This window comes from Streptomyces sp. Ncost-T10-10d, from assembly GCF_900091955.1.
Classification (GTDB): Bacteria; Actinomycetota; Actinomycetes; order Streptomycetales; family Streptomycetaceae; genus Streptomyces.
Genome location: NZ_FMDF01000112.1, coordinates 14,897 through 39,883 on the forward strand (window position 1 = coordinate 14,897; position 24,987 = coordinate 39,883).

Here is a 24,987-nt window from a genome sequence, read left to right on the forward strand (position 1 = left end):
GGTCGCGTCAGACAGTCCGGCCCAGCCCACTGCCCTTGGCTTCGCCAAGAAACGCAGCAAACGCGTCGCCGGGTGTAGTCGGCACAGGGCTGTGCGCGACCTTCGAATCCCGGACACCGGTCTTGCCTGCCACGAAGGCCACCTCGACGCAGTCCCTGTCGCCCGAGCTGTAAGTGCTCGTGGCCCAGCGCGATCCGCGCGAGTCGGCTGGCGCTCTCACGTCAGCTCCTCGCCCTTCACACCGTTCACGAACGCGGTGAACGCTTCCGCAGTCACAGGGAGCACGGGCCCCTGCGTTGCTTTCGAGTCCCGGACCGCGACCCACAACCTGGCGAATGCGACCTCCACACACTCGTTGTCAGCTGCGCTGTAGCTGCTCTTCGTCCAGTCCGTAGCAGCGAACCGAGCATCGGTTGGTGCGTTTTTCATCGGATCAGCTCCTGTCGTGCTGCGGCCAGCAGTTCGACGCTGTTCGACGTATCGGCCGCTTGGGATCGCAAGTAGTCAAACATCAGTTTGTAGCTCTGCACTTCGGTGGGGGCGTCGAGATACAAGCCGCGCTTGTGTAGTTCGAGGTAGACCACGTTCATGCTGTTGAGCGGATTCTTCTCTTCGTCCCGTCCAAGGATCAGGAAGTGTCCGCCGGACCCTGCGGCGTGAGCGCCCGCGGCAAACTTGAGCACCTGGATGTCCACGTTGGGACGCTGGGCCATGGCGCTCAGGTGGTCAATTTGCGCGGACATCACGTCAGGACCCCCGACAGGGCGGCGGAGAACAGCGTCGTCGAGAACAACCCACAAGTGAAAGGCGGGCGAGCGCTCCAGGATCGCCTGACGCTTGATTCGTGCGTCGACCTTGTCTGCGATCGCGCCCGCCTCCGCCCGGACGTCCTGCGCACGGTGGAGCGCAAGCGCGTAGTCAGGCGTCTGGAGCAGCCCGGGAACCAGTGCGTTGGCGTAGACGTGCTCGTACTCGGCCACGTCTTCGAAGGACATCAGCGGGTCCATGACTTCAGGCAAACCGGGGTGATCCATCCACCAGCCGTTCTGCTGGTTGCGGACAAGTTCGACCAAAGCCTCGCGTTCTTGAGGTGAAGCACCGCAGGTTTCCGCGAGCGCGCTCACGGTGGGCACTCTGAGCTTGGCGCGGTCCTGCCAGGTCTCATACCGGTTCACGGTTCCGACGGAGACACCGGCCCGTTTGGCCACCTCGGACTGAGTGAGGCCGGCTCGCATGCGAAGCGCCCTCAGCCCACGGGCGATCTGCATGCGCCCGGCCGGCCCTGCCGAGCCTCGTACGGTCACGGTGCTCCTCCAACGCAGCTGTCCCTGCCGCCAGCTTGTCCAGCGATGCAATCAACACGCCGAGCGTACGCGGCAGTCAGTGCTTCATCTCGGTCCACCGACGTTCACCCCTCCGGAGGAATCCCACCCATAGAGCTATCACTGGTTGAAATTCAATGGCACGGTACTCAACAAGCACTCCATGTGTGCCCTTGATCGCATTTAGCGATCTCGGAAGAGCGCTTTCTCGCGCCGGCCCAGAAAGAAGGGATGGGAGTCATGCCTGCGAAGAGTCCGGCTCCAACCGGCTCCGAAGACGTACGCGCCCAGGTCCACGACCTGGCCTCCCTCACCCCCGAGACCCGCCTCCGCCTCGCCGGACTCGCCTGCGCCCGCTGCGGCGGCACCGAAGCCCTCCGGCCCGGCGGCCACACGTACACCCACGGCCCCGATGGCGGACGCCTTGGCTGGGCCGTAAAGGTCTGCGCGGCGACCGCCCCGTCCACCTGCCCCAGGAAAGGGAGTTGACGTCATGACCAGCCTCGCCACCCGCACCACCGCCCGGCTGCGAAGCCTTTTCGCCCCACGCGGCCGGCACCGTGCCCTGTGCCCCTCCCCCACACCCCCGCAGGCCGCCTCCTCAGGCCCCCGCCCCGGGCCGTACGCCACCGACGCCCCCATCGACGGCCGGGCCACCACCCTGGTACGGCCCTACCTGCTCACCCCCGAGCAGCGCAGCCGCCGCCGAGCGCTCTGGCTCGCGACGTACGGCATCGATGTCGGCCCGCGCCGCATCCACGGGATGGAGGTGGCCCGGTGATCCGGTTGCTGCCCTGGACCGGGGCCGACGGGAAACCCTGCCACCTCTCCACTGACGGCACCGGCCCGTTGTCCCGACTCGCCGACCAGATCGAGTACGTACAGCTCGGCCTCGCAGGCAAGCTCCTCGACCACGTACGAGTCGTGCTCTCCGGCGCCGCACCGGAAGCCTCGGAACTCAGGCTCCTGACAGCCCAGTTGGCCGACGCACTGCACAACGCCCTGCTCATCGCCGAGAGCCGCGGCGACCGCCTCGCCCCGGCGGACGCCGATGTGGAGCGCTGAAAGAGGTGCGGTCACGCCGCCGCTCATCGAGATCGTCCACAGCACCCTCGCACACTGCGCCACCGTTCCACAGGCGCTGGGCCTGGTCTCCTTACCCGGCACAACCCTCGCGTCCGCAAGCGCGGCCCGCCGCTACGTGAGAACGACGGCCCGGTCCTGGGGACTGCCGCCGGATGCGGTGGACGCCCTGGAACTGATCACTGGGGAGCTCGCCGCCAACGCCCTGGAGCACAGCGCAAGCCGTTCGATCACCGTTGTGCTGTCCCGTACCGCCCGGACGGCCGCCGTCGGAGTGATCGACGAAGGGCAGGGCAGTGCGACCGCGGCGGACGCGCCCCCGCCGGACCAGGAGGACGGACGTGGGCTGCTGATCGTCGACGCGCTGGCTACCGGATGGGGCCAGCGGCACGCATGCGGCGGTCTCCTCGTCTGGGCCGAGGTCGACACCGGACCGGCGTCACACCATCTGATGACGCCGCTCGATTCCGGCCGACACCACGAGGTAACAGGTTCAGAATCCCATCCGTGGGAGAGCACATGACTACCGAGCAGGGCGGATACACGGTGGACGATCTGTTCACCTTGCCCGAGCTTCCGCCGCACACCGAGCTACTCGACGGGAGTCTGGTGTTCGCCAGTCCGCAGCAGATCTTCCACAGCACGATGGTCGATCTCCTGGTGACCGGCATACGGCGCGCGACGCCCCCGAAACTGAAAGTCCGCCGTGACATGACCGTGGTCCTCGACCGGCACAACGGCCCAGAACCCGATATCTCGATCATTCGCGCCGAGATCGAGCTGGGCCCGGGCGAGACTCTCTACCGGGCCGCCGACGTCCTTCTCGCCGTCGAGGTCGTCTCCCCTGACTCCGAGGCCCGCGACCGCGATACCAAGCCGCAGAAGTACGCCGCCGCCGGTATCCCGAACTTCTGGCTGGTCGAAATGGCTGGCACCGACCGGCACGCGGTGGTGCGGGTCTACGAGCTGGACCCGGTGTCCAAGACGTACGCCCTGACCGGAATCCACCACGACCGCCTCAAGACGGGTGTCCCGTTCCCGATCGACATCGACATCACGCGGGACGCGCTCGATCAGCTCTGAGTCCAGGGCGCAGCCCGCTGCGTCCGGCGACCAAACTGGAACGACTCATCATCCGCGACCCCCTCTGCATTGAGAACGCTTCCTATGTGCGGACCGGCTCGGCCCCGCCCCATGGCCGCTCAACGAACCGTCTACGGAACAGTCACATAATCGACTGGCAGGTCCTGGTCACGCTGCTGCGGTGAATTGCGGCTTTCGTCGGTCCGTTGCCGGCCGATGGGATGGCGTGTGGTGATCTCCCTGCCTACGATCCCGGGATGGCTGGAATGTCGATCATCGTGTGCCTGCCCAGTTCGGCCGCGGGCAAAGTGGACGAGGCGGTCGCGGAGGCGATGACGCCCTTCGCACGAGACGGTGTGGGCGCCGTGGAGCGGGATGCGTGGGACTGCTTTCGGATCTGCGGCGGCACCGTGGGCCTGCCGGTGCTGGCCGACTACGAGGACGACGCACGGTTGATCACTGATCGCCCCCGCTGGGACGGCACACTGGAGCCCAGTCTGCCCGGGATGTGCGCGGGTGGGCCGAGAGGGCTGATCGACTTCCGTGACGCCCTCCGAGCGAAGGCCGCCGAGCACGCGGGCCGAGTCTGGGATCGCTGGCGGGAGGTAGCCTCCTGCCACCCGGCTGCGGACGACGAGTCAGTGTTCTTCTACCGTCACCTCGCCGCCGCAGGAACCAGGGCCTCGTACGAAACATCACAGGAGGCCGCCGACTACCGTGCCCAGCCGGCCGTCCGCGCCTGGGCCGAGGTCGCGCCGACAATGGCCCGGCCAGATATCGCGGACCACTTCTCCTTCGGCTGGAACGCGGTCGGTATCGGCCAACGCAGCCGCGAGGAGTACGTCGCGACATACGAGTTCAGCCTCTTGCCTTCGCGCAACGTGCTGACTCCAGGTGGATGGTGGTACGAACTGGACGAAGCACCCTTGCACGGCGCGTGTCACAGTCGCGCCGAGTGCGTCCACGAGCCAGACGTCGGCGAGGGGCACCGGGGTGTCCAGTCCTATCTCCTTGCACTGCCCGCAGACACGCTGCTCGTCAACGTACGCTGCCACGTCTGACCTCGCAGAACGCCCTACTGGACCCGTCCCACCCATTTCTCAGGCACGAGCGGTACCGGCATCAGATAGCAGGCGAACGCAAGCTGGACCATGAGTTCGAACACCAGAGGTTCGGCCGTGCTGGCGGCCAGACACGGCCAGATGAACACCAGCATCGGCGCCACCAGTGCCCCCCGAAACCGGCCCGGCACCATTTTTCTGTGCCCCAAGCCCGCCAGGATCGCAAGAAGGATCGTCGGAAGGCCGACGAGGGCGAGCATGCCAAGGCTGATCCCAACGATCTGCACGATGGAGTCTTCCCACGGAACCAAAAGCGCGATAATCACCCACGCCGCGGTGTGCAGGAGCACGTACGTCAGGACGCATCGCCCTATTCGCCCCCATATCCGCCGGGCGCCAGGAACAGCAGATCTTTCTTCTGTCTGCACTTGTTTACCCCTTCACACTTCGCCCGCCCGTCCCAGACCTGTTGATCTTTCCAGGCCTCATGGCTACGGGGCCAAGGCCAAAGGGGCTGGCCACACCGCAGTACTGCACCCGCCCCCGCACAGCTGATTGTTGATCGTCCGCGAGCGCACGCGCACGCCATCGCTCCACAAGCACCGGCCCGGTTCTCCCTACCCCGCGGAATCCTCGTACGCGAGCGCGGCCCGCCGCTATGTACGGGCGGCATCGCAGCCCTCGGGCCTGCCGCCGGACACTCCGGTACGACTGAGCCCTGTCGCTCGCCAGGCAACCGGCTCCAGGAACTCCAGCCGGTTCCCCACCGGATCGTGACTGAAGAAGCGCCGGTGCCCCGGCAGTTCGTCGTCCCAGCGCACCTCGGCGCCGTGCTTCTCCAGTCGCGCCGCGAACGCCTCGATGTCCGTGACGCGCAGGCCCGGGTGTGCCTTCCTCGCCGGGCGGAAGCCGGGCTCGATACCCAGATGGAGCTGGACCGGACCGGCCTGGAACCAGCAGCCGCCGCGGGCCGCGAGGGCGGGGGGTTTGGCGATTTCCGTCATGCCGAGGGTGTCCGCGTAGTACGTGCGCAGCGCATCCTCCGAGCCTTCGGGGGCGGCCAGCTGGACGTGGTCGACAGCGGCGATCATCGCGTCTCCTTGCGGGCCACGGCGAAGATGCGGCGGAACGGGAACACCGTGCCGTGCGGGCCCTTGGGGTAGGCGGTGCGGAGCTGGTCGCGGTATTCGGCGAGGAACGCTTCGCGGGCCTCGGGGTCGTCGGCGAGGGCCGTCAGGACGGGGCGCAGGCCGGTGCCCTTCACCCAGTCGAGTACCGGGTCCTCGCCGGGCAGCAGATGCAGATACGTGGTCTCCCAGACGTCAGCCGTGATGCCGGGGGCCGTCAGCGCGTCGAGGTAGGCGGCCGGGCTGAGCACCGCGTCGGCGTGGCGCAGCTCGCCGGCCAGACGGTCGCGCCAGCGCGGGGACCCGGCGAGTTCCCGCATCAGGACGTGGCTGGGCTGGTCGAAGTTGCCGGGGACCTGGAAGGCGAACGTGCCGCCGGGGGTGATCGCGTCCAGCCAGACCGGGAAGCGGGCGGCGTGGTCCGGGACCCACTGGAGCAGGGCGTTGGAGACGATCAGGTCGTACGGTTCCTCGGGGGTCCAGGTCGTGGCGTCGGCCTCGGCGAAGTCCAGGAGGGGGCCGGCGTGTGCCCGGGCCTGTTCCAGCATCTGCGGGGAGTTGTCGTAGCCGGTGATCCGGGCCTTCGGCCAGCGGTCGGCGAGGAGGGTCGTGACGTTTCCCGCTCCGCAGCCGAGGTCGGCGACACGGGGCGCGGGGGCGGCCGGAGGCTCGGCGATCCGGGCCAGGAGGTCGTGGAAGGGGCGGGTGCGGTGGTCCGCGTGGCGCAGGTACTGCTGCGGATCCCAGGTGGGTGCGGTCATGGAACAAGAATCACGCGAAGGTATCTTGATGTCAAGACACTTGAATTCAAGAGACTTCATGTCGACAGACCCTCTACACTGATCCACATGGAGGACGAGGTCGACCGACTGGTCGCTGCATGGCGCCGAGAGCGCCCCGACCTCGACGTGGAACCACTCGAGGTGCTCAGCCGCGTCTCCCGCCTGGCCCGCCATCTGGACCGGGCCCGCCGGATCGCCTTCTCCGAGCACAATCTGGAGCCGTGGGAGTTCGACGTACTGACATCACTGCGCCGCGCGGGTGATCCTTATCAGCTGTCCCCCGGCCAGCTCCTCACCCAGACCCTGGTCACCTCGGGCACGATGACCAACCGCATCGACCGGCTGACCAAGAAGAACCTCGTCGAGCGGCTCCCCGACCCCAGCGACCGCCGCGGCGTGCTGGTCCGGCTCACCGCCGAGGGGCGCGACAAGGCCGACCAGTCGCTGGCCGGGCTGCTCGCCCAGGAGCGCGCCATCCTGAGCGAGCTCTCCACCCAGCAGCGCGGTGAACTGGCAGGTTTGCTACGCCAGTTGACCGCTCCGTTCGACAACATCCCCTAGGACCCGGGCCGGTTCCAGATCGACCGGTCCGACACCCGCCCGCCGCGCCAGCGCGACCGCGGCCAGCGTGGAGTGCACGCCGAGCTTCCCCAGCACGTTCTGCATGTGCGTACGCACCGTGTGCGGGGAGAGGTAGAGCCGCTCCGCCACCGCCTTGCGGCCCAGCCCCGCCACCATGCAGCGCAGCACCTCGCGCTCGCGCGGGGTCAGTGACTCGACCAGTTCCTCGCTCTCGGTGCGGTGCTTGCGCGCTGCCGTCAGCTCCCGCAGCACGCCCGTGAGCAGGGCCGGGGGCAGATGTGTCTCGTCCCGCAGCACCCCCCGGATGACCGCGAGCAGCCGTTGCAGCGAGCAGTCCTTGGCGACCCACCCCGAGGCCCCGGCCTGCAGCGCCAGCGCGGCCCGGAGCGGGTCGTCCTTCTCGGCGAGCACCACCGTATGCACGGAAGGCCGGCCCGAACGGACACCGGCGACCAGCGAGATGCCGTCCACCGGGCCGTCCTCCCCGCTGCGGGGGACCGGGACCGGAGCCCGGCGTCCTCCCGCCGCGGCCAGGATGCCCAGTTCGGCATCGACCAGCATCACGTCATAGCCCCGCCCCTCCGCGGCCGCCCGTTCCAGACATCGCAGCGCGGCGGGGCCACTGCCCGCCGCCGCCACGTCGACGTCCGGCTCGGCCGCGAGCGCCGCTGCGAGCGACTCGGCGAAAAATGCGATGGTCGTCCACCACGAGAACCCGGATACGAACCACAGGCACCCCCAAGCTGCCTCTGCTGCTGGGCCACCCCCGGCCCGCCGAAGGGTCGCAACGGCGCGGGTACGGCCGCCCGGATCGGGGAGATGGACCGCAGTCCCACGGCCGCCGCCGTGTTTCGACTGCAACCCGCCCCGGGCGCCGTACCCGACTGTCTCGTACCCCTGAATCAGCACCGGCCCCCACCGGTGCTGTGCATCAGGGTACGGCCGGGGCGCCGGGGCGGAAGGCAATTCGCAGAACTGACAGGCTCTGCTCCGTAGGCTGTGTTACATGTTCCGTCTTGAGACAGAAGTGGACAGAGGGCGGCGCACCCTGCTCAGCCGGCGACTGCGCGACGACAACACAGCCGGCTCCCCTGAGCTCCGCGTGCTGCGCACCGACCCCGCCGGGCAGGAACTCCCCCTGGAAGTGTGGCTGCTGGACGAGCTGGGCGCCGTCGCCGGTGGCCTGACCGGCCGCACCTGGGCGTACTGGCTTCATGTGGACCAGCTCTGGGTCGACGCCCGCCACCGCGGCTGCGGCCTCGGCTCACGGCTGCTCGCCGAGGCGGAACGAGTGGCCGGGGCCGACCGGGCCTGCACCCGCTCCCGGCTGGAGACCTGGGGTTTCCAGGCTCCGGACTTCTACCGGAAGCGGGGCTACGAGGTGTGCGGGCGGGTCGAGAACTACCCGCCCGGAGTCACCGAATTCATCCTGACCAAGAACCTCAGCTGAGGCGTCGGGCCCCCGTCGAAGGAACGGCGGGGAAGATCCGCGGCGCCGCGTACCCCGCCGAAGCGAAGGCCTCCAGCACGGACTTGGCGACCGTGTCCGCCTGCGCCTCGTCCACCAGCACGATCGCCGAGCCGCCGAAGCCACCGCCGGTCATCCGGGCACCGAGCGCCCCGGCCTCGCCCGCCGCCGACACCACCAGGTCCAACTCCGGGCAGGAGACCCGCAGATCGTCGCGGAGCGAGACGTGCCCCGCGTCGAGGACCGGGCCCGCGCCCCGCACATCGCCCGCGTCGAGCAGCGCGATGACCTGTTCCACCCGCTCGTTGTCGCTGACCACATGGCGTACGTAACGCACCACGGACTCGTCGACCCCTGCCTCGGCCAGGGTGTCCAGAGCCGCGCCGAGACCCTCGTACGGCAGCTCGCGCAGCGTTCGCAGGCCGAGCGCGGCGGCCCCCGCCTCGCAGCCGGCCCGCCGCTCGGCGTACGCGCCGTCGCCGAGTTCGTGCTTGACCCGGGTGTCCACGACCAGCAGCCGCAGCCCGTGGGCGGCCAGGTCGAAGGGGACCTGGCGCTGGGTGAGGTCGCGGGTGTCGAGGTACAGCGCGTGGCCCTCGGTGCAGCAGGCGGATGCCATCTGGTCCATGACCCCGCACGGCACGCCGACGAACGCGTTCTCGGCGCGCTGGCCGATGACCGCCAGCTCCGAGGCGGAGAGCCCGAGTTCGAAGAGGTCGTTCAGAGCCAGCGCGGTGACGACTTCGAGGGCCGCGGAGGAGGAGAGCCCGGCGCCGGTGGGAACGGTGGAGGCCAGCTGTATGTCCGCCCCGGTGACCGGGTGACCGGCCTCCCGCAGCGCCCAGACGACTCCGGCCGGGTACGCCGCCCAGCCGTGCCCCTGGTGCGGGGCCAGCTCGTCGACCCGGAGCCGGACGACACCGCCCGGTACATCGGCCGAGTGGAGCCGCAGCTCGCCGTCGGCGCGGCGGGCGACGGCGGCCCGCGCGGTGTGCGGCAGCGCGAGCGGCATCACGAAGCCGTCGTTGAAGTCGGTGTACTCGCCGATCAGATTCACTCGGCCGGGTGCCGCCCAGACCCCTTCGGGGGCACTTCCGTACAGCTCGGTGAAGGCGGCGGTCAGCTCACTGTTCTCGGTCATGGGGTGGTGGGCTCCTCTCGGCGGGCGAACGTCCAGGCGTCGGAGACGATTCCGGTCAGGTCCGCCCGCGACGGCGTCCAGCCGAGCCGCTCCCTGGCGGTGGTGGCGGAGGCGACCAGCACGGCGGGGTCACCGGCGCGACGCGGGGCCGCGGTCTCGGGGACCGGGTGGCCGGTGACCTCGCGGACGGTCTCGATGACCTCGCGCACCGAGAAGCCGTTGCCGTTGCCGAGGTTGCAGATCAGGTGCTCGCCCGCGGTTGCCGCGTCCAGGGCCAGCAGGTGGGCCTCGGCGAGATCGGCGACATGGATGTAGTCGCGGACGCAGGTGCCGTCGGGGGTCGGGTAGTCGTCGCCGTACACGGAGATCGACTCGCGCTGTCCGAGGGCGACCTGGAGGACCAGCGGGATGAGGTGCGACTCGGGGCTGTGCCGTTCCCCGCAACTTCCGTATGCCCCGGCCACGTTGAAGTAGCGCAGCGAGACGGCGGCCAGTCCGTGCGCGGCCGCCTCACCGGTGATCATGTGGTCGACGGCGAGCTTGGTGGCACCGTAGGGGTTGGTGGGCGCGGTCGCGTCGGACTCCGTGATGGGGGTGGTGACCGGTTCGCCATAGGTCGCGGCGGTGGAGGAGAAGACCAGGGTCCGCACCCCGGCGTCCCGCATCGCGGCGAGCAGCGCCACGGAGCCGCCGACGTTGTTCACCCAGTACTTCTCCGGGTCCACGACGGACTCGCCGACCTGCGAGTACGCGGCGAAGTGCAGCACCCCGTCGTAGGAGGGGTCCAGCCACTTCGCCGCGTCCTGGATGCGGCCCTCGATGAACTCGGCCCCGGCCGGGACGCCCTCCCGGAACCCGGTCGAGAGGTCGTCGAGGACGGTGACCGCGTGACCGGCCTCCAGAAGATGCGCGGCAACCACGCTGCCGACATATCCCGCGCCACCGGTGACCAGGTACTTCTTCTGGGGCTTGCTCACTCGCTCGCTACCTCTCGCAGTCGCTGGGCCGCGGCCTCCGGCGGCACATCGTTGATGAACACGCTCATGCCGGATTCGGAACCCGCGAGGAACTTCAGCTTGCCGGAGGTGCGTCGGATGGTGAAAAGCTCCAGATGGAGCCCGAAGTCCTGCCGTCCCGGGACACCGAACGGTGCCTGATGCCAGGCCGAGATGTACGGGGTCGGCGGCTCGCCGGGGCCGAAGATCCGGTCGAATCGTCTCAAGAGTTCCAGATAGATCTGTGGGAACTCTGTGCGCGCGGCCTCGTCGAGTTCCCTCAGATCGGGGACGCGGCGGCGGGGGTGGAGGTGGATCTCGTACGGCCAGTGCGCCGCGTACGGCACGAAGGCGACCCAGTGCTCGCCGCTGATGACGATCCGCGAGCCGTTCTTCTCCTCGCGGGCCACGACGTCGTCGAAGAGGTTGCGGCCGGTCTCGGCGCGGTGGGCCTCCGTCGAGCGGAGCATCAGCTCGGTACGCGGGGTGACGAAGGGGTAGCCGTAGATCTGCCCGTGCGGATGGCCGAGCGTGACGCCGATCTCGGCGCCCCGGTTCTCGAAGCAGAACACCTGCTTGACCTGCGGAAGCTCGGCGAGTTCGGCGGTGCGGTCGGTCCATGCCTCCAGGACCAGGGCGGCCTGGTCCTCGGTGAGGTCCGCGAACGACGCGTCGTGGTCGGAGGTGAAGCAGACGACCTCGCAGCGGCCGGAGTCACCGGCGAGCGAGGGGAAGCGGTTCTCGAAGACGGCGACGTCGTAGTCCGCCTCGGGGATCTCGCTCAGCCGGCCGTCCCTCGAGGGGCAGAGCGGGCACTCGTCGGCCGGCGGATGGTAGATGCGGCCCTGGCGGTGCGAGGCGATGGCGACGCTGTCGCCGAGGAACGGGTCACGGCGGATCTCGGACGAGGTCGAGACGGCGTCGAGGGGCCGCCGGTCGACGGCGCCGCGCACGACATCGTCACGACTGTCGTAGTAGAGCAGCTCCCGGCCGTCGGCGAGCGTCGTAACCGTCTTCTTCACCAGGTTCCTCCAAACATAACCAAACACAATGAACCACAACTCAACAGGTGCGTCAATGACACCGACGAGGCCTGTGTGAGCGGGATCTCTCACGCTCGCTGCCCGGATTTATCGGCCGAACGATCACAATCAAACAAAGAACCCCAGAAAACGTGTTCAGTTTTTGAACACAAGAGCGTAGTTTCCTTCGAGTTCAGTTCGCGCAACGAAGCGAGTACCCCCACATGCACTACCTGGCCGAAGGGCTTCGGCTCCCCACGAACGGGCTCGACTACACGATCCTGGCGATCTACTTCGTCGTCGTCCTCGGCATAGGTTTTGCCGCACGGGCGAGCGTGCGGACGAGCCTCGACTTCTTTCTCTCCGGGCGGTCACTCCCCGCCTGGGTGACCGGGCTCGCCTTCGTCGCGGCCAACCTCGGTGCCACCGAGATCCTCGGCATGGCGGCGACCGGCGCGCAGTACGGTGTCGCGGTCGTGCACTGGTACTGGATCGGCGCCATCCCGGCCATGGTCTTCCTGGGCCTGGTGATGATGCCGTTCTACTACCGGTCGAAGGTCCGGTCCGTACCGGAGTTCCTGCTCCAGCGCTTCGACAAGTCGGCGCACCTGCTGAGCTCCGTGCTCTTCGCCTTCGCGGCCATCCTGATCGCGGGCGTCAACCTCTACGCGCTGTCGATCGTCGTCGAGGCGCTGCTCGGCTGGCCGCAGTGGGTCGCCATCGTGGTCGCGGGCCTCTTCGTCCTGGTCTACATCACCATCGGTGGTCTCTCCTCGGCGATCTACAACGAGGTGCTGCAGTTCTTCGTCATCCTCGCCGCGCTGATCCCGCTGACCCTGCTGGGTCTCAAGCGCGTCGGCGGCTGGGACGGTCTGACCGGTTCGCTGGAGAAGAGCCACGGCTCCGACTTCCTCTCCGCCTGGGGCGGCACCGGCATCGGTGACGCCAACCCGCTCGGCGCCAACTGGCTGACGATCATCCTCGGCCTCGGCTTCGTCCTCTCCTTCGGCTACTGGACGACGAACTTCGCCGAGGTGCAGCGCGCCCTGTCCGCGAAGAACCTCTCCGCCGCCCAGCGCACCCCCCTGATCGCCGCGTTCCCGAAGATCTTCATCGTCTTCCTCGTGATGATCCCGGGCCTGGTGGCCGCCGTTGTCGTACCGAAGATCGGCACCCCCGGCTCCGACCTCACCTACAACGACGCGATCCCGCTGCTGATGCAGGAACTGCTGCCCAACGGTGTGCTCGGCATCGCGGTGACCGGTCTGCTGGCCGCGTTCATGGCCGGCATGGCGGCGAACGTGTCGTCGTTCAACACGGTGTTCACGACCGACATCTGGGCGCGGTACGTGAAGAAGGACCAGCCGGACGCGTACTACCTGCGCTTCGGCCGGCTGATCACGGCGATCGGGGTGCTGGCCTCCATCGGCACGGCCTTCATCGCCGCCAGCTTCTCCAACATCATGAGCTACCTCCAGACGCTGTTCTCCTTCTTCAACGTCCCGATGTTCGTGGTCTTCATCATCGGCATGTTCTGGAAGCGGGCCTCGATGAAGTCCGGTGTCTGGGGTCTGGTCGCGGGCACCACCGCCGCGATGGTCAACTACTTCGTGATCTACAAGCAGGGGATCATCGACATCCCCACCGACCAGGGCGCCAACTTCGTCTCCGCGATCGTCGGTTTTGTCGCCGGTGCGGTGGTCATGGTCGCCGTCACGCTCTTCACGGCCCCGAAGCCCGAGGCCGAACTGGCCGGTCTGGTCTACGGAACCGAGTCCCCGGACGCCGAGGAGGCACCGGCCGAGGGCGACAGCGCCTGGTACCGCAAGCCTGCCCTGCTGGGCTGGGGCGCGATCGTCCTCGCCGCCCTGTGCTACGTCCCCTACTCGTTCTGATCGGAGGAACTCACCATGTCCGACCTGCACAAGGAAGTCTCCGAACTGGAGCAGAAGTCCGCGACCGCGGCCCGTCTCTTCGACATCCGGCGGATCATCGGCGGCCTCTTCGTGGTCTACGGCGTGATCGTCACCATCGCCGGGATCAACCCGTCCGACGCGGACCTGAAGAAGGCCCAGGGCGTCCACATCAATCTGTGGACCGGCCTGGCCATGCTGGTCCTCGGGCTGTTCTTCCTCATCTGGCTGAAGCTGCGCCCGGCCGAGGTGCCGGCCGACGGCCCGGACCCTGCGGACGGCTGACGCAGCGCATTCAGCAGGGGCCCGGCGGCGTCACCCGATGCCGTCGGGCCCCTGCTTGTCCAGCGGCGCCGCCCGGTCCAGCAGCCCCGTGCGGGCCGCGAGCGCCGCGGCCTCCAGCCGGGAGCCGACGCCCAGCTTCATCAGCACCCGCTGCACATGGGTACGCGCGGTGCTCGACGCGATCCGCATCCCGGCCGCGATCAGCCGGGTGTCCTCGCCCTCGGCGACCCGGATCAGGACCTCGACCTCGCGCGGGGTGAGCATCTGCAATAGCCGCTGCCCCTCGTCGTCCGGCGCCGCGACCGGATTGAGCAGCTCGGCGAAGGCGCCCTGGAGCAGTTGCGGCGCCACCGCGGCCTCTCCGGCTCGCGCCTTGACCATCGCCCGTTCGACACCCTCCATGCGTTCGTCGTGCCGGACATATCCCGCGGCGCCTGCCGCGAAAGCCGCCGCGATCCCGCGCGGGCTGGGCACGGGCCCGAGCACCACCACGGCCACCTGAGGGCGCTCGCGCCGAATTCGTACGATCGGGTCGAAGGCGCCGGGTTCGGCAGGTACCGCGGTGCCGAACAGGCAGACCTCCGGAGCCCTGCTGACCACCAGCTCCGCCGCCCCCGAAGTCGGCGCGGCCGCGGCGAGCACCCGGTGGCCCCGCAGTTTCAACGCCGAGGCGAGCGCCTCGGCGAGCAGTCGGTGATCATCGACCACCATGAGCCGCACGCCCATCGAGCCCACCCCCATAGCACCGGCACCAGGCCCCCCGGCCCGCCCTGACCCGGCAAGCTACACGCTTGTTCGACGTTCCGGACCCCTTACCCGGCAGAAGACCCCCGGAGTGTCGGATTATGTGCCATTCAAGGCTGCTCGGCAGGCGGAAAACGATCGGCCCTGCCGGTCGAATGATCGACCGGCAGGGCCGGGTCACAGGTACTGCGTACGGATCAGCTGGTGCCGAAGGAGACGGCGAGGTACTCCTTGCCGTCCAGCGAGCTTCCGGTCGTCTTGCTGATCATCGTCTGGGAGATGTACAGCCGGCCCGCGGAGTAGAGCATTTCGGAGTAGTCCCCGGAGAAGCTGCTCTCCGCGTCACGGACGGACTCCTCGCTCGGGTTCTCCATCAGCACGGTCTGCTTGAAGGTGGCGCCGTCGATGGAGACGATCTGGCCGCCCTTGTCGTACGGGGGCGTCTTGTACGCGATGATGTTGCCGCCGTCCATGCGGAGCGGGAACATCGTGTAGCGGTCGCCCGCGTCGGCCCGGTCACTGGTCGGCTTGCCCGTGGTGAGGTCGAAGGAGACGATCTCGTTGGTGTCGCCGTACTCTCCGCCGCCCTCGTGGTCCTCGGTCGGCACGTAGATGCGGTTGTTTCCGACGGCCAGCTTCTGGCAGCTCTCGACCTTGGTGGAGGCGCAGCGCGCGGCGTACTTCTCGCCGTCCGCCGCGATCCTGGTGAGCAGCTTGCCGGTGGAGGCGTCGATCGAGAAGAAGTCCGAGATGCCGCTGCCGTCACCGGCGGTGTCACCGACGTCGGCCGCGACGACCAGCGGCTTGGTGGAGACGATGCTCGCGTAGTCGACACCGGGCGGCATCTTGTAGGAGGAGAGCGGGGCGCCGGTGGTCGGGTTCAGCGCCTGTATGACGAGTTGCGGGTCGTCATACGTACCGCACTTGCGGAGGACGGCGAGCGCCTCGCCACCGGCGTAGCCCGCGTCGTAGCAGCCGTCGGCGGAGACCTTGGGCTTCCAGCGCTCGGCGCCGGTGTTGAGGTCGAACGCCGCGCCGCCCTCGGTGCCGGCCGCGGCAACCGTGGTGCCGCTGAGCGTGATCCCGTCGTACCTGAGCGGCTGGTCACCGCTGGTGGCGGCGGTCACCGACTTGCTCCACATCAGCTTGCCGGTGTTCAGGTCGATCGCACCGACCTGGTTGCACGGCTGGTACTTCTTGGCCTTGGTCGGCTTGGCCTCCTCGAAGGCGATGGCCGTCCTGTAGTCCTTGGACATGTGCCGGGAGGCGGCGCAGACCTGGCCCGCCAGCGGGATGGACCACAGCTTGGTGCCCTTGGCCAAGTCGTAGCCGACGATCTCGTTCAAGCCGGTCTTCACGTACGCCTTGTCGGTCAGCCAGGAACCGTCGATCTTGGTGACGTCATTGACCTTCGGCTCAGGCAGCTGGAAGGCGACCTTGGACTTGGGGTCCGCCGGTGCCTTCTCCTTGCCGCCGCCACCGACAGCGCCGCCCTGGCCGCCGTCCTTGCCCTCGGTGGTGCCGCCGCTGGACTGGGACGCCTTGTCCTTCTTGCCGTCGTCACCGCCGCTGGAGGAGAACCAGATGCCCGCGCCGACTATCAGCACGACGGCGACCGACGCGGCAACGATGATCTGCATCTGGGTGGTGAACTTCTTGCTCCCGTTCCCGTTCTGCTGCGGCGGGTACGGCTGCTGCTGCATCGGGGTGGTCTGGTAGCCGTACCCCTGCTGCGGCGGCTGGCCGGGCGGCAGGCCCTGCGGGAATCCGTAACCCTGCTGTGGCTGGCCGGGCACGGGCGCCTGCGGGTAACCGTAACCGGGCTGCGGGGGCTGGCCCTGCGGGTAACCGTAGCCCGGCTGCGGCGGCTGGCCCTGCGGGTAGCCGTAACCCGGGCCCGGCTGCTGGTCCTGCGGGTAGCCGTAACCCGGGCCCGGCTGCTGCGGCGGGCCCGCGGGCGGCGGGGTCTGCGGGGTCTGCGGGGCACCGAACCCGCCCGGCGGGGTGGCCGGCTGTTTGCCGAACGGTTCGGCGGGCGGCGGGGTCGGTGCGCCGAACCCGCCCGGCGGGGGGTCCTGCGGGGCACCGAATCCGCCCTGGGGCGGCTCGTTGGGCGGCTGGGGGGGCTGCGTCATGGCGTACGTACCTCTGGGGGAAGGGAGTTGGTGGGTCGGGGCCGTCGAAAGCCTTCGTGAGCCATCAGTTGCCGAAGGCCATCATGGTCTCCGTCTCCAGCTCTTCCTTGTCGTTGCTCGCGCTGACCCGTCCGCTCGCGATGAAGGAACGACCGCCCGCGTAGACGATCTTCGAGTTGTAGAAGTCGCTCTCGATCTCGGCCGTGGACACCGGGTGCCGCAGCACCATCTGCGGCGTGCCACCGGTCGGTGCGAGAGTGGCGATCCCGCCGGCCTTGCTGTACCCGGCCTTCACATAGAGCAGCACATTGCCGCCCTCCATGCGCAGTGGTTTCACCACGCGCCCGGCCGGAGCCGCGGCCTTCCACTTGGAATGACCGGTGTTCAGATTGAACGCCACGACCTTGTTCGTATCGGTGATGCTGCTGGAGTCCGGCGTGGTCGACATGTAGAACGTGTTGGCGTCGGCGGCGACACCGGTGCAGCCTTCCAGGGACTTGCCGAAGATGGCGAAGGCATTGCCGCAGTCCGGCGCGAACTTGTCGCCCTTGTCACTGACGAGTCCGGAACGGAACGAGCCGTTCTCCTTGAGGGAGAGGACGCTCCATTCCTTGTCCTTCTTCAGGGAGACCACCAGCGGGCTCACGGAGAAAACCCGGTCGATCTCCCATCCGCGCTTGGGCCGGTACGTCCACCTGGGCTTCCCGGTGACCGGGTCGACTTCCTGGATCTGGTGCTGGGGATTGTTGACGTCATCGGTGCGGCAGCTGGAGGCGGCGATGAGCTTGGGCCCGCCGGCGAAGGCGAACGGCTGGCACATGCCCGGCTGGTTGCCGAACAGTTCCTTGCCGTCACTGACCCGGAAGGCGTTGGAGTTGCCGGTGCGCCCGACCGCCACGGTGTCGCCGCTGATGGCCAGTGAAACGTCCGCCATCATGTCCCAGATGCCGTTCTTCTTGATCGACTTCTTCCAGCCGGCCTTGCCGGTGTCGAGGTCGATCATCTGGAGGTCCGCGCAGTCCGCCTTGTCGGTGGTGCCGTTCTCGACCCCGATGACGATCTTGCCGTCTGCGGTGGGCTGCGAGGGTGCCGCGCACAGGTCGGCGGGCAGCTTCAGCGTCCACTTCTGCTTGCCGTCGGCCACGGAGTAGCCGGAGACCGTGCGGTACATGCCCTTGACGACAGTGTCGCCCACGACCCAGGGGCCGTACACGTCCGAGCCGTTGCGCGGCAGGTCGACGTCGTTCTTCTGCAGCCAGAGAACCTTCGCCTCGCCCTCCTTGCGACCGGCGTTGAGGTCGTCGTCGGCCTCGTTCACGGAGGGCGAGCCGCTCGGCTTTGCGTCGCCGCTCTTCTGCGCGACAGGCTTCTTGTCGTCGTCGCTCCCGCTCGTGGCGATGAAGACGCCGCCGCCGATCACCAGGAGCGCGACGGCTGCGGCGCCGATTATCAACGCGGGCTTGCGCTTGGAGGAGTTGCCGCCACCCTGACCGCCGGGGCCGCCGGGGACCGGTGCGCCGGGGTACTGCTGTTGCGGGTAGCCGTAACCGGGCTGCGCCGGCTGACCGTACGGACCGGGCTGCTGGCCGTACGGGCCCGGCTGCTGACCGTACGGGCCGGGCTGCTGGCCGTACGGGCCGGGCTGCTGGCCGTACGGGCCCGGCTGCTGGGCATACGGGCCCGGCTGCTGCTGGTTGTACGGGCCGGGCTGCTGGGGGTAGCCGTAACCGGGGGCCTGGCCCGGCGCCTGACCGGGCGTCTGCGGGTAGCCGTAGCCGGGCTGCGTGGGCGGCGGGGACTGTGGAGCGGGCGGCGCCTGGGGCGGCTGCGCGGGCGGCGGGGTCTGCGGCGGACCACTCGACGGCGGACCCTGGGGCGGCTGAGGACTCCCCTGCGGCGGCTCCTGCGGTGCGCCGAAGCCTCCCTGCGGCGGTTGCTGGCTGGGCGGCTGGGTCATCAGCACGTCCCCCTTCGTGCGGTCCGGTGCCCGTTCCGATCTCCCCCGCGATTCCGCAGGGCTCGAAGAGTCCGACAGACCCCCTGAACTCTCCGGAAAGGAGCGAATCGGGCATGGATCCCGCGGCGTTACGGCAGTCGAGCGGGGCTTCTTTGTACCACCCGCAACACCTTGGACACCGGGGCGGTCCACCCCCTGTTCCCAAGGGAGAACCGGCCCGTGATGCCCCCGTTACGCCTCGGGCCGTCAGCTGCCGAAGCCCACGATCGACCTCATCGACTTCTCCGCCTCGTCGTCGATCCCGCTGATCCTCGCCTGCACAAGGAAACAGCGCCCGTTCGCATAGGCGACCCGGGAAAGAGAGAAGTCCCTTTCGACCGCGGCGGCCGCCGCCGGGTGCCGCAGCACCATCTGCGGCGTACCACCCGTCGGCGGGAAGGACGCGATACCGCCGCCCTTGTTCTTCTCCGCCGCCACATACATCAGCAGCCTGCCGCCCTCCACCCGCATCGGCATCATGGTCTGACCGGCCGGCGCCGCGGCCTTCCACTTGGTCCGACCGGTGTTCAGGTCGAAGGCCACGACCTTGTTGGCGGGACGGCGAGCCGCCGGGTCGGGCTTCGTCGCCAGGTAGACCGCCCGGTCGTCGGCCGTCACGCCGAGGCAGTTGTCGAGACTCTTGCCGTCGGTGAGGAGGTCTTCGTCGCACTCCGTCACGTAGTCCTCGGTGCCACCGACCAGTTGGGAGCGGTAGGTGCCGTTCTCGTTGAGCACGAGGATGGCCCACTTGTCGTCCTGCTTCAGCGAGACGACCGGCGGGCTCGCCGAGTAGAACTGCGCGACCTGCCAGCCCTTCTTGACCTTGTACGTCCACCGGACCTTGCCGGTGACCGGGTCGATCCGCTGCACCTGCTGTTCCTTGTGGTCGTCGGCCGCCGTCTGACAGCTGGTGGCGGCGATCGCCACGGGGCCGCTCGCGAAGCCGAACGGCTGGCAGTTCCCCGGCAGTTCGCCCCAGAGCACCTTGCCGTCACTGACCCGGAAGGCATCCGTCCTGGTGGTGCGCCCCACGGTCACGGTGTCGCCGTTGATCGCCATCGCGACGTGGGAGAGCCCGTCCCAGGCGCCCTGGCGTCGGTAGGTCTTGTGCCAGCCGGCCTTGCCGGTCGTGAGGTCGACCATCTGGAGCGCGTCGCAGAACGCCTTGTCCCCGTGGCCGGACTCGATCCCGAGGACGATCTTGCCGTCGGCGGTGGCCTGCGAGGGCGCCGCACACAGATTCGACGGCATGCGAAGGCTCCACTTCTGGTGGCCGTCGGTGACCGAGTAACCGGAGAGCGTCTGGAACATGGCCTTGACGATGGTGTCGCCGACGATCCAGGGGCCGTACACGTCCGAGCCGTTGCGCGGCAGATCGACGCCGCCCTCCTGGAGCCAGAGGACCTTCGCCTCGCCCGGCCTGCGCTTGGCGTTGAGCGCGTCGGCCTCCGCACGGAGGTCGTGCGTGCCCTGGTCCTGGTCCTGATCCTTGGCCTTGCCGTCGGCTCCGTCGCCGGTGGAGTCCGGTCCGGAATCGGCACTCGCCTTCGCCGTGGGCTTCGACTCGTCGTCTCCCCCGCTCGTGGCGAGCCAGATGCCACTGCCGGCCAGCAACACCACTGCGAGCACGGCACCGATGACCGTCCCGCGCCTGCCCCGGAAGAACCCTCCGCCACCGGGCTGCGGAGGCTGCTGCGACTGCTGCTGCGGCGGCGGGTAGCCGTATCCGGGCTGCGGCTGCCCTGGATACCCGTATGGACCGGGCTGCGTGGGTGCGTCGTACGGACCGGGCTGCTGAACGCCGTACGGCCCCGGCTGCGCGGGTGCGCCGTACGGTCCCGGCTGCGCGGGTGCGCCGTACGGTCCCGGCTGCGCGGGTGCGCCGTACGGACCCGGCTGCACAGGCGCACCGTACGGCCCCGCGGCCTGAACGGGCGGCGGCACGGGACCGTATCCGGAAGGTGGTGGTGGCGGCGACGGCTGAACCGACCCCGGCGGCGGATCGTACGGAGCCCCGAAGCCTCCCTGCGGCGGTTGCTGGCCGGGCGGCTGGGTCATCAGCACATCCCCCTTCGTGCGGACCGGTCCGGCATCTCCACCTGTGCCGGGCGAGCTTTCTTTCTATCACCCGCCCCACAGGCCCCACCGGTCACGCCGAAGGCATTGCAGCGGTCAGGCGTCCTCGGCCAGTTCCAGCCACCGCATCTCCAACTCATCACGCTCAGCGACCAGTTCGCGCAGCTCCGCGTCCAGCTTCGCCACCTTCTCGAAGTCCGTGGCGTTCTCCGCGATCTGTGCGTGCAGCGCGGTCTCCCGCGTCGACATCTTGTCGAGCTGCCGCTCCACCTTCTGCAGTTCCTTCTTCGCCGCACGTGCGGCCTGCGGGGAGACGCTCGCGCCCGGCGCGGCCTTCTCCTTCGCCGCCGCGGGTGCGGCGGAGGGAGTGGCCGCCTCCTCCATCCGCTGCCTGCGCTCCAGGTACTCGTCGATCCCGCGCGGCAGCATCCGCAGCGTGCGGTCGCCGAGCAGCGCCATCACCCGGTCCGTGGTCCGCTCGATGAAGAACCGGTCGTGGGAGATCACGATCATCGATCCGGGCCAGCCGTCGAGGAGGTCCTCCAGCTGGGTCAGGGTCTCGATGTCCAGGTCGTTGGTGGGCTCGTCGAGGAAGAGGACGTTCGGCTCGTCCATCAGCAGGCGCAGGATCTGGAGCCGGCGCCGCTCACCGCCCGAGAGGTCGCCGACCGGGGTCCACTGCTTCTCCTTCGAGAAGCCGAACTGCTCGCAGAGCTGGCCCGCGGTCATCTCCCGGCCCTTGCCCAGGTCGACCCGGTCCCGTACCTGCTGGACCGCTTCGAGCACCCGCAGGTTCGGGTTGAGCTCGTGGACCTCCTGGGAGAGGTAGGCCAGCCTGACGGTCTTGCCGACGACGACCTTTCCGGCGGCGGGCTGTGCGTCGCCCTGGGTGCGGGCCGCCTCGGCGAGTGCCCGCAGCAGCGAGGTCTTGCCCGCGCCGTTGACCCCGACCAGGCCGATCCGGTCGCCGGGGCCGAGCTGCCACGTGAGGTGGGTGAGCAGCGTCTTGGGGCCTGCCTGGACGGTCACGTCCTCCAGGTCGAAGACGGTCTTGCCGAGCCGGGCGTTGGCGAACTTCATCAGCTCGCTGGTGTCGCGCGGCGGCGGCACATCGGCGATCAGTTCATTGGCCGCCTCGATGCGGTAGCGCGGCTTGGAAGTACGGGCCGGGGCGCCGCGGCGCAGCCAGGCCAGCTCCTTGCGCATCAGGTTCTGCCGCTTGGACTCCTCGGTCGCGGCGATGCGCTCCCGCTCGGCCCGCGCGAAGACGTAGTCGCTGTAGCCGCCCTCGTACTCATGGACCGTGCCGCGCTGGACGTCCCACATGCGCGTACAGACCTGGTCGAGGAACCAGCGGTCGTGGGTGACGCAGACGAGCGCCGAGCGGCGTGCCCGCAGATGGCCGGCCAGCCAGGAGATGCCCTCGACGTCGAGGTGGTTGGTCGGCTCGTCGAGGACGATCAGGTCCTGCTCGGCGATGAGCAGCTTGGCCAGCGCGATCCGGCGCCGCTCGCCACCGGAGAGCGGGGCGATGACGGTGTCCAGGCCATGCTCGAAGCCCGGCAGGGCGAGCCCGCCGAAGAGTCCGGTGAGCACATCGCGGATCTTTGCGCTGCCCGCCCACTCGTGGTCGGCGAGGTCGCCGATCACCTCGTGGCGGATGGTCGCCTCGGGGTCGAGCGAGTCGTGCTGGGTGAGGACGCCGAGGCGTAGCCCGCCGCTGTGGGTGACACGGCCGCTGTCCGCCTCCTCCAGCCTGGCAAGCATCCGGATGAGGGTCGTCTTGCCGTCGCCGTTACGGCCCACGACACCGATCCGGTCCCCCTCGGACACACCGAGGGACACACCATCGAGCAGGGCACGGGTGCCGTACACCTTGCTGACCTGCTCGACATTGACCAGATTGACGGCCATTTCACTCCTACCCCGGTGGGATCGATCGGCTTCCCAGGGTACGGGGCAACGGTGGCGGGACGTCCGCTCGCTCCTTGCCACCTCCACCGGCTCATCCACAAGGTCGTGAACGAAGAGGTCCGCATCGCCGCTTGCCGCTACCACTACGGCCGGTAGCGGCGGGCGCTGTCAGACGACGGTCGCGCCCGGCGCCGGGGACACCGCGGCCCGTGCGTTCCTGCATGTCCCCGAGGTGATCAGCGCCTCGGCCACCTTCCGCGCCGACTCCGCGTCCGCCACCAGGAACGCGGTGGTCGGCCCGGAGCCCGAGACCAGGGCGGCCAGGGCACCGGCCCCGGTGCCCGCGGCGAGGGTGTCGGCGAGGGAGGGGCGCAGGGAGAGCGCGGCAGGCTGGAGGTCATTGCTCAGGGCGCCCGCGAGAGCCGTGGCGTCACCGGTCCGCAGCGCGTCCAGGAGCGCGGCGGACGCGGCGGGATCCGGGACGTCCGTACCGGCCGTGAGCCGGTCGAACTCGCCGTAGACGGCCGGGGTGGAGAGCCCGCCGTCGGCGACCGCGAAGACCCAGTGGAAGGTTCCGCCGACATCGATCGCGGTCAGCTGTTCGCCGCGTCCGACGCCGAGGGCCGCGCCGCCGACCAGGCTGAACGGCACGTCACTGCCGAGCTCCGCGCAGATGGCGAGGAGCTCCTCCCGGCCCGCACCGGTGGACCAGAGGGTGTCGCAGGCCAGCAGGGCGGCCGCACCGTCGGCGCTGCCGCCCGCCATGCCGCCCGCGACGGGGATGTCCTTGGCGATGTGGATGTGCACATCGGGTGCGATGCCGTGCCGCTCGGCCAGTGCGATCGCGGCGCGGGCGGCGAGGTTCGTCGCGTCCAGCGGGACCTTGGCGGCGTCCGGGCCCGAGCAGGTGATGCGCAGTTCGTCGGCGGGGGTGACGGTGACCTCGTCGTACAGGCCGACGGCGAGGAAGACATTGGCCAGGTCGTGGAAGCCGTCGGGGCGCGGGGCGCCGACCGCGAGCTGGACGTTGACCTTGGCGGGTACGCGGACGGTGACGCTCACTCGCCACTCCCGGCGGGCTTGTTCTCGGCAATGGCGGCGAACTCCTCGACCGTCAGCGCCTCGCCGCGGGCCTGCGGCGAGATCCCGGCCGCGACCAGGGCCGCTTCCGCGGCGGGCGCGGAGCCCGCCCAGCCGGCCAGCGCCGCCCTCAGCGTCTTGCGGCGCTGGGCGAAGGCCGCGTCGACGACCGCGAAGACCTCGGTCCTGCTCGCACTCGTCGTGATCGGCTCGGTGCGCCGGACCAGCGAGACCAGACCGGAGTCGACGTTCGGGGCGGGCCAGAAGACATTGCGGCCGATGGACCCGGCGCGCTTGACGTCCGCGTACCAGTTGGCCTTCACCGACGGCACGCCGTAGACCTTGTTGCCCGGCCTGGCGGCCAGCCGGTCGGCGACCTCGGCCTGGACCATGACGAGGGTCCGCTCGATGGACGGGAAGCGCTCCAGCATGGTCAGCAGGACCGGAACGGCGACGTTGTACGGAAGGTTCGCGACCAGTGCGGTCGGCGCCGGGCCCGGCAGCTCCCGGACCAGCATCGCATCGGAGTGCACCAGGGCGAACCGGTCGGCGCGCCCCGGCATCCGGGCGGCGACCGTGGCCGGCAGGGCGCCCGCCAGCACGTCGTCGATCTCGACGGCGACGACCCGGTCCGCCGCCTCCAGCAGCGCCAGGGTCAACGAGCCGAGCCCCGGGCCGACCTCGACGACGACATCGTCCGGGCGGACTTCCGCCGTCCGCACGATCCTGCGGACCGTGTTGGCGTCGATGACGAAGTTCTGACCGCGCTGCTTGGTCGGGCGTACGCCCAGCTTGGCGGCCAGCTCGCGGATGTCTGCGGGGCCCAGGAGGGCATCGGGCTCAGTGGTGCTCACCCGGTAAGCCTACGGCCGCGGCGAGGCCGGGGGCTCGCCCCCGTTGCGCGTAGGCCTCCGGCTCGGCCGCCTCCGCTACCTCCACGCCCGGACGACGACCTCGTCGCCGTCGGCGAGCGCGCTGCCGAGGGCAGGGCTGACGGTGTCGTGGGCGGAGACGGTGACCCCCTGGTCGGCGAGGAGTTCGTCGACGTCGTCCGCGAAGGTGTGCAGGGTGCGGGGCGTGCCGTCGACGTCGAGCGTCACCGCCTTGTCGCAGGCCACGAATGCGGTGGTGCCACCTGCCAGGATCGCGACGACGAGGGCCTGCGGGACGAGACGGCG

26 protein-coding genes and 2 pseudogenes are annotated in these 24,987 nt (G+C 69.4%); 10 read left to right on the top strand and 18 right to left on the bottom strand.

All coding sequences use genetic code 11. The features are described from left to right. Positions 1 to 7: 7 nt before the first annotated feature. The 3 genes from GA0115254_RS18760 to GA0115254_RS18770 are packed head-to-tail and all read right to left on the bottom strand — an operon-like array spanning position 8 to position 1,304. Positions 8 to 220 (bottom strand): DUF397 domain-containing protein, encoded by a 213-nt coding sequence (locus GA0115254_RS18760; RefSeq protein ID WP_093896461.1) that lies wholly within the window; start codon positions 218 to 220, stop codon positions 8 to 10. Next, a complete protein-coding gene (locus GA0115254_RS18765) occupies positions 217 to 429 on the bottom strand; it encodes a DUF397 domain-containing protein (protein ID WP_093896462.1) in 213 nt (70 codons plus the stop codon). Before GA0115254_RS18765 ends, GA0115254_RS18760 begins: the two co-directional genes overlap by 4 nt. Continuing rightward, positions 426 to 1,304 carry a helix-turn-helix domain-containing protein gene (locus GA0115254_RS18770; protein WP_093896463.1) on the bottom strand — a complete coding sequence of 293 codons (879 nt, stop codon included), beginning with the start codon at positions 1,302 to 1,304 and terminating at the stop codon, positions 426 to 428. The genes GA0115254_RS18765 and GA0115254_RS18770 overlap by 4 nt, the downstream gene beginning before the upstream one ends. Before the next feature lie 258 nt (positions 1,305 to 1,562). Between GA0115254_RS18770 and GA0115254_RS43885 the strand changes: the two genes are divergently transcribed. The 6 genes from GA0115254_RS43885 (at position 1,563) to GA0115254_RS18800 (ending at position 4,549) form a co-directional block, all read left to right on the top strand. Then, positions 1,563 to 1,811: a hypothetical protein gene (locus GA0115254_RS43885; protein WP_141720858.1), complete on the top strand. Its 249-nt coding sequence runs from the start codon at positions 1,563 to 1,565 to the stop codon at positions 1,809 to 1,811. A 4-nt stretch (positions 1,812 to 1,815) separates the two neighbouring features. Next, on the top strand, positions 1,816 to 2,103 hold the full coding sequence (locus GA0115254_RS18780) for a hypothetical protein (RefSeq protein WP_093896465.1): 288 nt from the start codon (positions 1,816 to 1,818) through the stop codon (positions 2,101 to 2,103). Then, on the top strand, positions 2,100 to 2,387 hold the full coding sequence (locus GA0115254_RS18785) for a hypothetical protein (protein WP_093896466.1): 288 nt from the start codon (positions 2,100 to 2,102) through the stop codon (positions 2,385 to 2,387). The genes GA0115254_RS18780 and GA0115254_RS18785 overlap by 4 nt, the downstream gene beginning before the upstream one ends. Continuing rightward, complete coding sequence (locus tag GA0115254_RS18790) at positions 2,374 to 2,928, top strand: ATP-binding protein (RefSeq protein WP_093896467.1); 555 nt, start codon at positions 2,374 to 2,376, stop codon at positions 2,926 to 2,928. Before GA0115254_RS18785 ends, GA0115254_RS18790 begins: the two co-directional genes overlap by 14 nt. After that, positions 2,925 to 3,488 (top strand): Uma2 family endonuclease, encoded by a 564-nt coding sequence (locus tag GA0115254_RS18795; RefSeq protein WP_093896468.1) that lies wholly within the window; start codon positions 2,925 to 2,927, stop codon positions 3,486 to 3,488. Before GA0115254_RS18790 ends, GA0115254_RS18795 begins: the two co-directional genes overlap by 4 nt. 257 nt (positions 3,489 to 3,745) lie before the next feature. Beyond that, positions 3,746 to 4,549 (top strand): hypothetical protein, encoded by an 804-nt coding sequence (locus GA0115254_RS18800; RefSeq protein ID WP_256102662.1) that lies wholly within the window; start codon positions 3,746 to 3,748, stop codon positions 4,547 to 4,549. A gap of 14 nt (positions 4,550 to 4,563) precedes the next feature. Here the strand turns inward: GA0115254_RS18800 and GA0115254_RS18805 are convergent, their stop codons facing one another. From GA0115254_RS18805 to GA0115254_RS18815, 3 genes are all read right to left on the bottom strand, one after another. Then, entirely contained in the window at positions 4,564 to 4,899 is a 336-nt protein-coding gene (locus GA0115254_RS18805; RefSeq protein ID WP_093896470.1) for a hypothetical protein, read from the bottom strand. Positions 4,900 to 5,205: 306 nt separating this feature from the next. Continuing rightward, entirely contained in the window at positions 5,206 to 5,640 is a 435-nt protein-coding gene (locus GA0115254_RS18810) for a VOC family protein (protein WP_176740184.1), read from the bottom strand. Further along, positions 5,637 to 6,437: a trans-aconitate 2-methyltransferase gene (locus tag GA0115254_RS18815; RefSeq protein ID WP_093896471.1), complete on the bottom strand. Its 801-nt coding sequence runs from the start codon at positions 6,435 to 6,437 to the stop codon at positions 5,637 to 5,639. Before GA0115254_RS18815 ends, GA0115254_RS18810 begins: the two co-directional genes overlap by 4 nt. A gap of 87 nt (positions 6,438 to 6,524) precedes the next feature. Here GA0115254_RS18815 and GA0115254_RS18820 point away from each other — a divergent pair, with 87 nt between their 5' ends. Beyond that, the gene (locus GA0115254_RS18820) at positions 6,525 to 7,019 is read left to right on the top strand and encodes a MarR family winged helix-turn-helix transcriptional regulator (RefSeq protein ID WP_093896472.1); all 495 of its coding nucleotides are present in this window, start codon (positions 6,525 to 6,527) and stop codon (positions 7,017 to 7,019) included. Here the strand turns inward: GA0115254_RS18820 and GA0115254_RS18825 are convergent. Beyond that, positions 6,981 to 7,770: pseudogene (locus GA0115254_RS18825) on the bottom strand (LuxR C-terminal-related transcriptional regulator). The gene GA0115254_RS18820 and the pseudogene GA0115254_RS18825 sit on opposite strands and share 39 nt — an antisense overlap. A 276-nt stretch (positions 7,771 to 8,046) precedes the next feature. On the opposite strand from GA0115254_RS18825, the gene GA0115254_RS18830 reads away from it, so the two are divergent. Further along, on the top strand, positions 8,047 to 8,490 hold the full coding sequence (locus GA0115254_RS18830; RefSeq protein ID WP_093896473.1) for a GNAT family N-acetyltransferase: 444 nt from the start codon (positions 8,047 to 8,049) through the stop codon (positions 8,488 to 8,490). On the opposite strand, the gene galK is transcribed toward GA0115254_RS18830, so the two are convergent. From galK to galT, 3 genes are read right to left on the bottom strand one after another with little or no spacing between them, the layout of a single operon-like run. After that, the gene (gene galK, locus GA0115254_RS18835; protein WP_093896474.1) at positions 8,483 to 9,649 is read right to left on the bottom strand and encodes a galactokinase; all 1,167 of its coding nucleotides are present in this window, start codon (positions 9,647 to 9,649) and stop codon (positions 8,483 to 8,485) included. The two genes, GA0115254_RS18830 and galK, sit on opposite strands and share 8 nt — an antisense overlap. After that, positions 9,646 to 10,626 carry a UDP-glucose 4-epimerase GalE gene (gene galE, locus GA0115254_RS18840; RefSeq protein WP_093896475.1) on the bottom strand — a complete coding sequence of 327 codons (981 nt, stop codon included), beginning with the start codon at positions 10,624 to 10,626 and terminating at the stop codon, positions 9,646 to 9,648. Before galE ends, galK begins: the two co-directional genes overlap by 4 nt. Beyond that, positions 10,623 to 11,666, bottom strand: coding sequence for a galactose-1-phosphate uridylyltransferase (gene galT / locus GA0115254_RS18845; protein ID WP_093896476.1), 1,044 nt, complete (start codon positions 11,664 to 11,666; stop codon positions 10,623 to 10,625). Before galT ends, galE begins: the two co-directional genes overlap by 4 nt. 224 nt (positions 11,667 to 11,890) lie before the next feature. On the opposite strand from galT, the gene GA0115254_RS18850 reads away from it, so the two are divergent. Together GA0115254_RS18850 and GA0115254_RS18855 are read left to right on the top strand one after the other, a co-directional pair. After that, positions 11,891 to 13,561 carry a sodium:solute symporter family protein gene (locus tag GA0115254_RS18850; protein ID WP_093896477.1) on the top strand — a complete coding sequence of 557 codons (1,671 nt, stop codon included), beginning with the start codon at positions 11,891 to 11,893 and terminating at the stop codon, positions 13,559 to 13,561. 15 nt (positions 13,562 to 13,576) lie between these two features. Continuing rightward, on the top strand, positions 13,577 to 13,864 hold the full coding sequence (locus tag GA0115254_RS18855; RefSeq protein WP_093896478.1) for a hypothetical protein: 288 nt from the start codon (positions 13,577 to 13,579) through the stop codon (positions 13,862 to 13,864). 30 nt (positions 13,865 to 13,894) lie between these two features. On the opposite strand, the gene GA0115254_RS18860 is transcribed toward GA0115254_RS18855, so the two are convergent. The 8 genes and pseudogenes from GA0115254_RS18860 to GA0115254_RS18895 form a co-directional block, all read right to left on the bottom strand. Continuing rightward, positions 13,895 to 14,590, bottom strand: coding sequence for a helix-turn-helix transcriptional regulator (locus tag GA0115254_RS18860; protein ID WP_093896484.1), 696 nt, complete (start codon positions 14,588 to 14,590; stop codon positions 13,895 to 13,897). A gap of 215 nt (positions 14,591 to 14,805) precedes the next feature. After that, complete coding sequence (locus GA0115254_RS18865) at positions 14,806 to 16,743, bottom strand: outer membrane protein assembly factor BamB family protein (protein ID WP_093896479.1); 1,938 nt, start codon at positions 16,741 to 16,743, stop codon at positions 14,806 to 14,808. A gap of 64 nt (positions 16,744 to 16,807) precedes the next feature. Next, entirely contained in the window at positions 16,808 to 18,700 is a 1,893-nt protein-coding gene (locus tag GA0115254_RS18870) for an outer membrane protein assembly factor BamB family protein (protein ID WP_093896485.1), read from the bottom strand. A gap of 246 nt (positions 18,701 to 18,946) precedes the next feature. After that, positions 18,947 to 20,797 (bottom strand): collagen-like triple helix repeat-containing protein, encoded by a 1,851-nt coding sequence (locus GA0115254_RS18875; protein ID WP_093896486.1) that lies wholly within the window; start codon positions 20,795 to 20,797, stop codon positions 18,947 to 18,949. 114 nt (positions 20,798 to 20,911) lie between these two features. Next, a complete protein-coding gene (locus tag GA0115254_RS18880; RefSeq protein WP_093896480.1) occupies positions 20,912 to 22,729 on the bottom strand; it encodes an ABC-F family ATP-binding cassette domain-containing protein in 1,818 nt (605 codons plus the stop codon). Between the two features lie 168 nt (positions 22,730 to 22,897). Continuing rightward, on the bottom strand, positions 22,898 to 23,791 hold the full coding sequence (locus tag GA0115254_RS18885; protein WP_093896481.1) for a 4-(cytidine 5'-diphospho)-2-C-methyl-D-erythritol kinase: 894 nt from the start codon (positions 23,789 to 23,791) through the stop codon (positions 22,898 to 22,900). Continuing rightward, positions 23,788 to 24,663: a 16S rRNA (adenine(1518)-N(6)/adenine(1519)-N(6))-dimethyltransferase RsmA gene (gene rsmA, locus GA0115254_RS18890; RefSeq protein ID WP_093896482.1), complete on the bottom strand. Its 876-nt coding sequence runs from the start codon at positions 24,661 to 24,663 to the stop codon at positions 23,788 to 23,790. Before rsmA ends, GA0115254_RS18885 begins: the two co-directional genes overlap by 4 nt. A 78-nt stretch (positions 24,664 to 24,741) precedes the next feature. Then, positions 24,742 to 24,987, bottom strand: a pseudogene (locus tag GA0115254_RS18895) (ubiquitin-like domain-containing protein); the annotation flags it as partial.

What these genes read in the sequence shown, in the direction of transcription:
- GA0115254_RS18780 (WP_093896465.1), top strand. Translation starts at nt 1,816, where the DNA reads ATGACCAGCCTCGCCACCCGCACCACCGCCCGGCTGCGAAGCCTTTTC.
- GA0115254_RS18860 (WP_093896484.1), bottom strand. Translation starts at nt 14,590, where the DNA reads ATGGGCGTGCGGCTCATGGTGGTCGATGATCACCGACTGCTCGCCGAG.
- GA0115254_RS18810 (WP_176740184.1), bottom strand. Translation starts at nt 5,640, where the DNA reads ATGATCGCCGCTGTCGACCACGTCCAGCTGGCCGCCCCCGAAGGCTCG.
- GA0115254_RS18850 (WP_093896477.1), top strand. Translation starts at nt 11,891, where the DNA reads ATGCACTACCTGGCCGAAGGGCTTCGGCTCCCCACGAACGGGCTCGAC.
- GA0115254_RS18830 (WP_093896473.1), top strand. Translation starts at nt 8,047, where the DNA reads ATGTTCCGTCTTGAGACAGAAGTGGACAGAGGGCGGCGCACCCTGCTC.
- GA0115254_RS18795 (WP_093896468.1), top strand. Translation starts at nt 2,925, where the DNA reads ATGACTACCGAGCAGGGCGGATACACGGTGGACGATCTGTTCACCTTG.
- GA0115254_RS18855 (WP_093896478.1), top strand. Translation starts at nt 13,577, where the DNA reads ATGTCCGACCTGCACAAGGAAGTCTCCGAACTGGAGCAGAAGTCCGCG.
- GA0115254_RS18865 (WP_093896479.1), bottom strand. Translation starts at nt 16,743, where the DNA reads ATGACGCAGCCCCCCCAGCCGCCCAACGAGCCGCCCCAGGGCGGATTC.
- GA0115254_RS18790 (WP_093896467.1), top strand. Translation starts at nt 2,374, where the DNA reads ATGTGGAGCGCTGAAAGAGGTGCGGTCACGCCGCCGCTCATCGAGATC.
- GA0115254_RS18880 (WP_093896480.1), bottom strand. Translation starts at nt 22,729, where the DNA reads ATGGCCGTCAATCTGGTCAATGTCGAGCAGGTCAGCAAGGTGTACGGC.
- GA0115254_RS18800 (WP_256102662.1), top strand. Translation starts at nt 3,746, where the DNA reads ATGGCTGGAATGTCGATCATCGTGTGCCTGCCCAGTTCGGCCGCGGGC.
- GA0115254_RS18820 (WP_093896472.1), top strand. Translation starts at nt 6,525, where the DNA reads ATGGAGGACGAGGTCGACCGACTGGTCGCTGCATGGCGCCGAGAGCGC.
- GA0115254_RS18815 (WP_093896471.1), bottom strand. Translation starts at nt 6,437, where the DNA reads ATGACCGCACCCACCTGGGATCCGCAGCAGTACCTGCGCCACGCGGAC.
- GA0115254_RS43885 (WP_141720858.1), top strand. Translation starts at nt 1,563, where the DNA reads ATGCCTGCGAAGAGTCCGGCTCCAACCGGCTCCGAAGACGTACGCGCC.
- GA0115254_RS18765 (WP_093896462.1), bottom strand. Translation starts at nt 429, where the DNA reads ATGAAAAACGCACCAACCGATGCTCGGTTCGCTGCTACGGACTGGACG.
- GA0115254_RS18875 (WP_093896486.1), bottom strand. Translation starts at nt 20,797, where the DNA reads ATGACCCAGCCGCCCGGCCAGCAACCGCCGCAGGGAGGCTTCGGGGCT.
- GA0115254_RS18870 (WP_093896485.1), bottom strand. Translation starts at nt 18,700, where the DNA reads ATGACCCAGCCGCCCAGCCAGCAACCGCCGCAGGGAGGCTTCGGCGCA.
- galK (WP_093896474.1), bottom strand. Translation starts at nt 9,649, where the DNA reads ATGACCGAGAACAGTGAGCTGACCGCCGCCTTCACCGAGCTGTACGGA.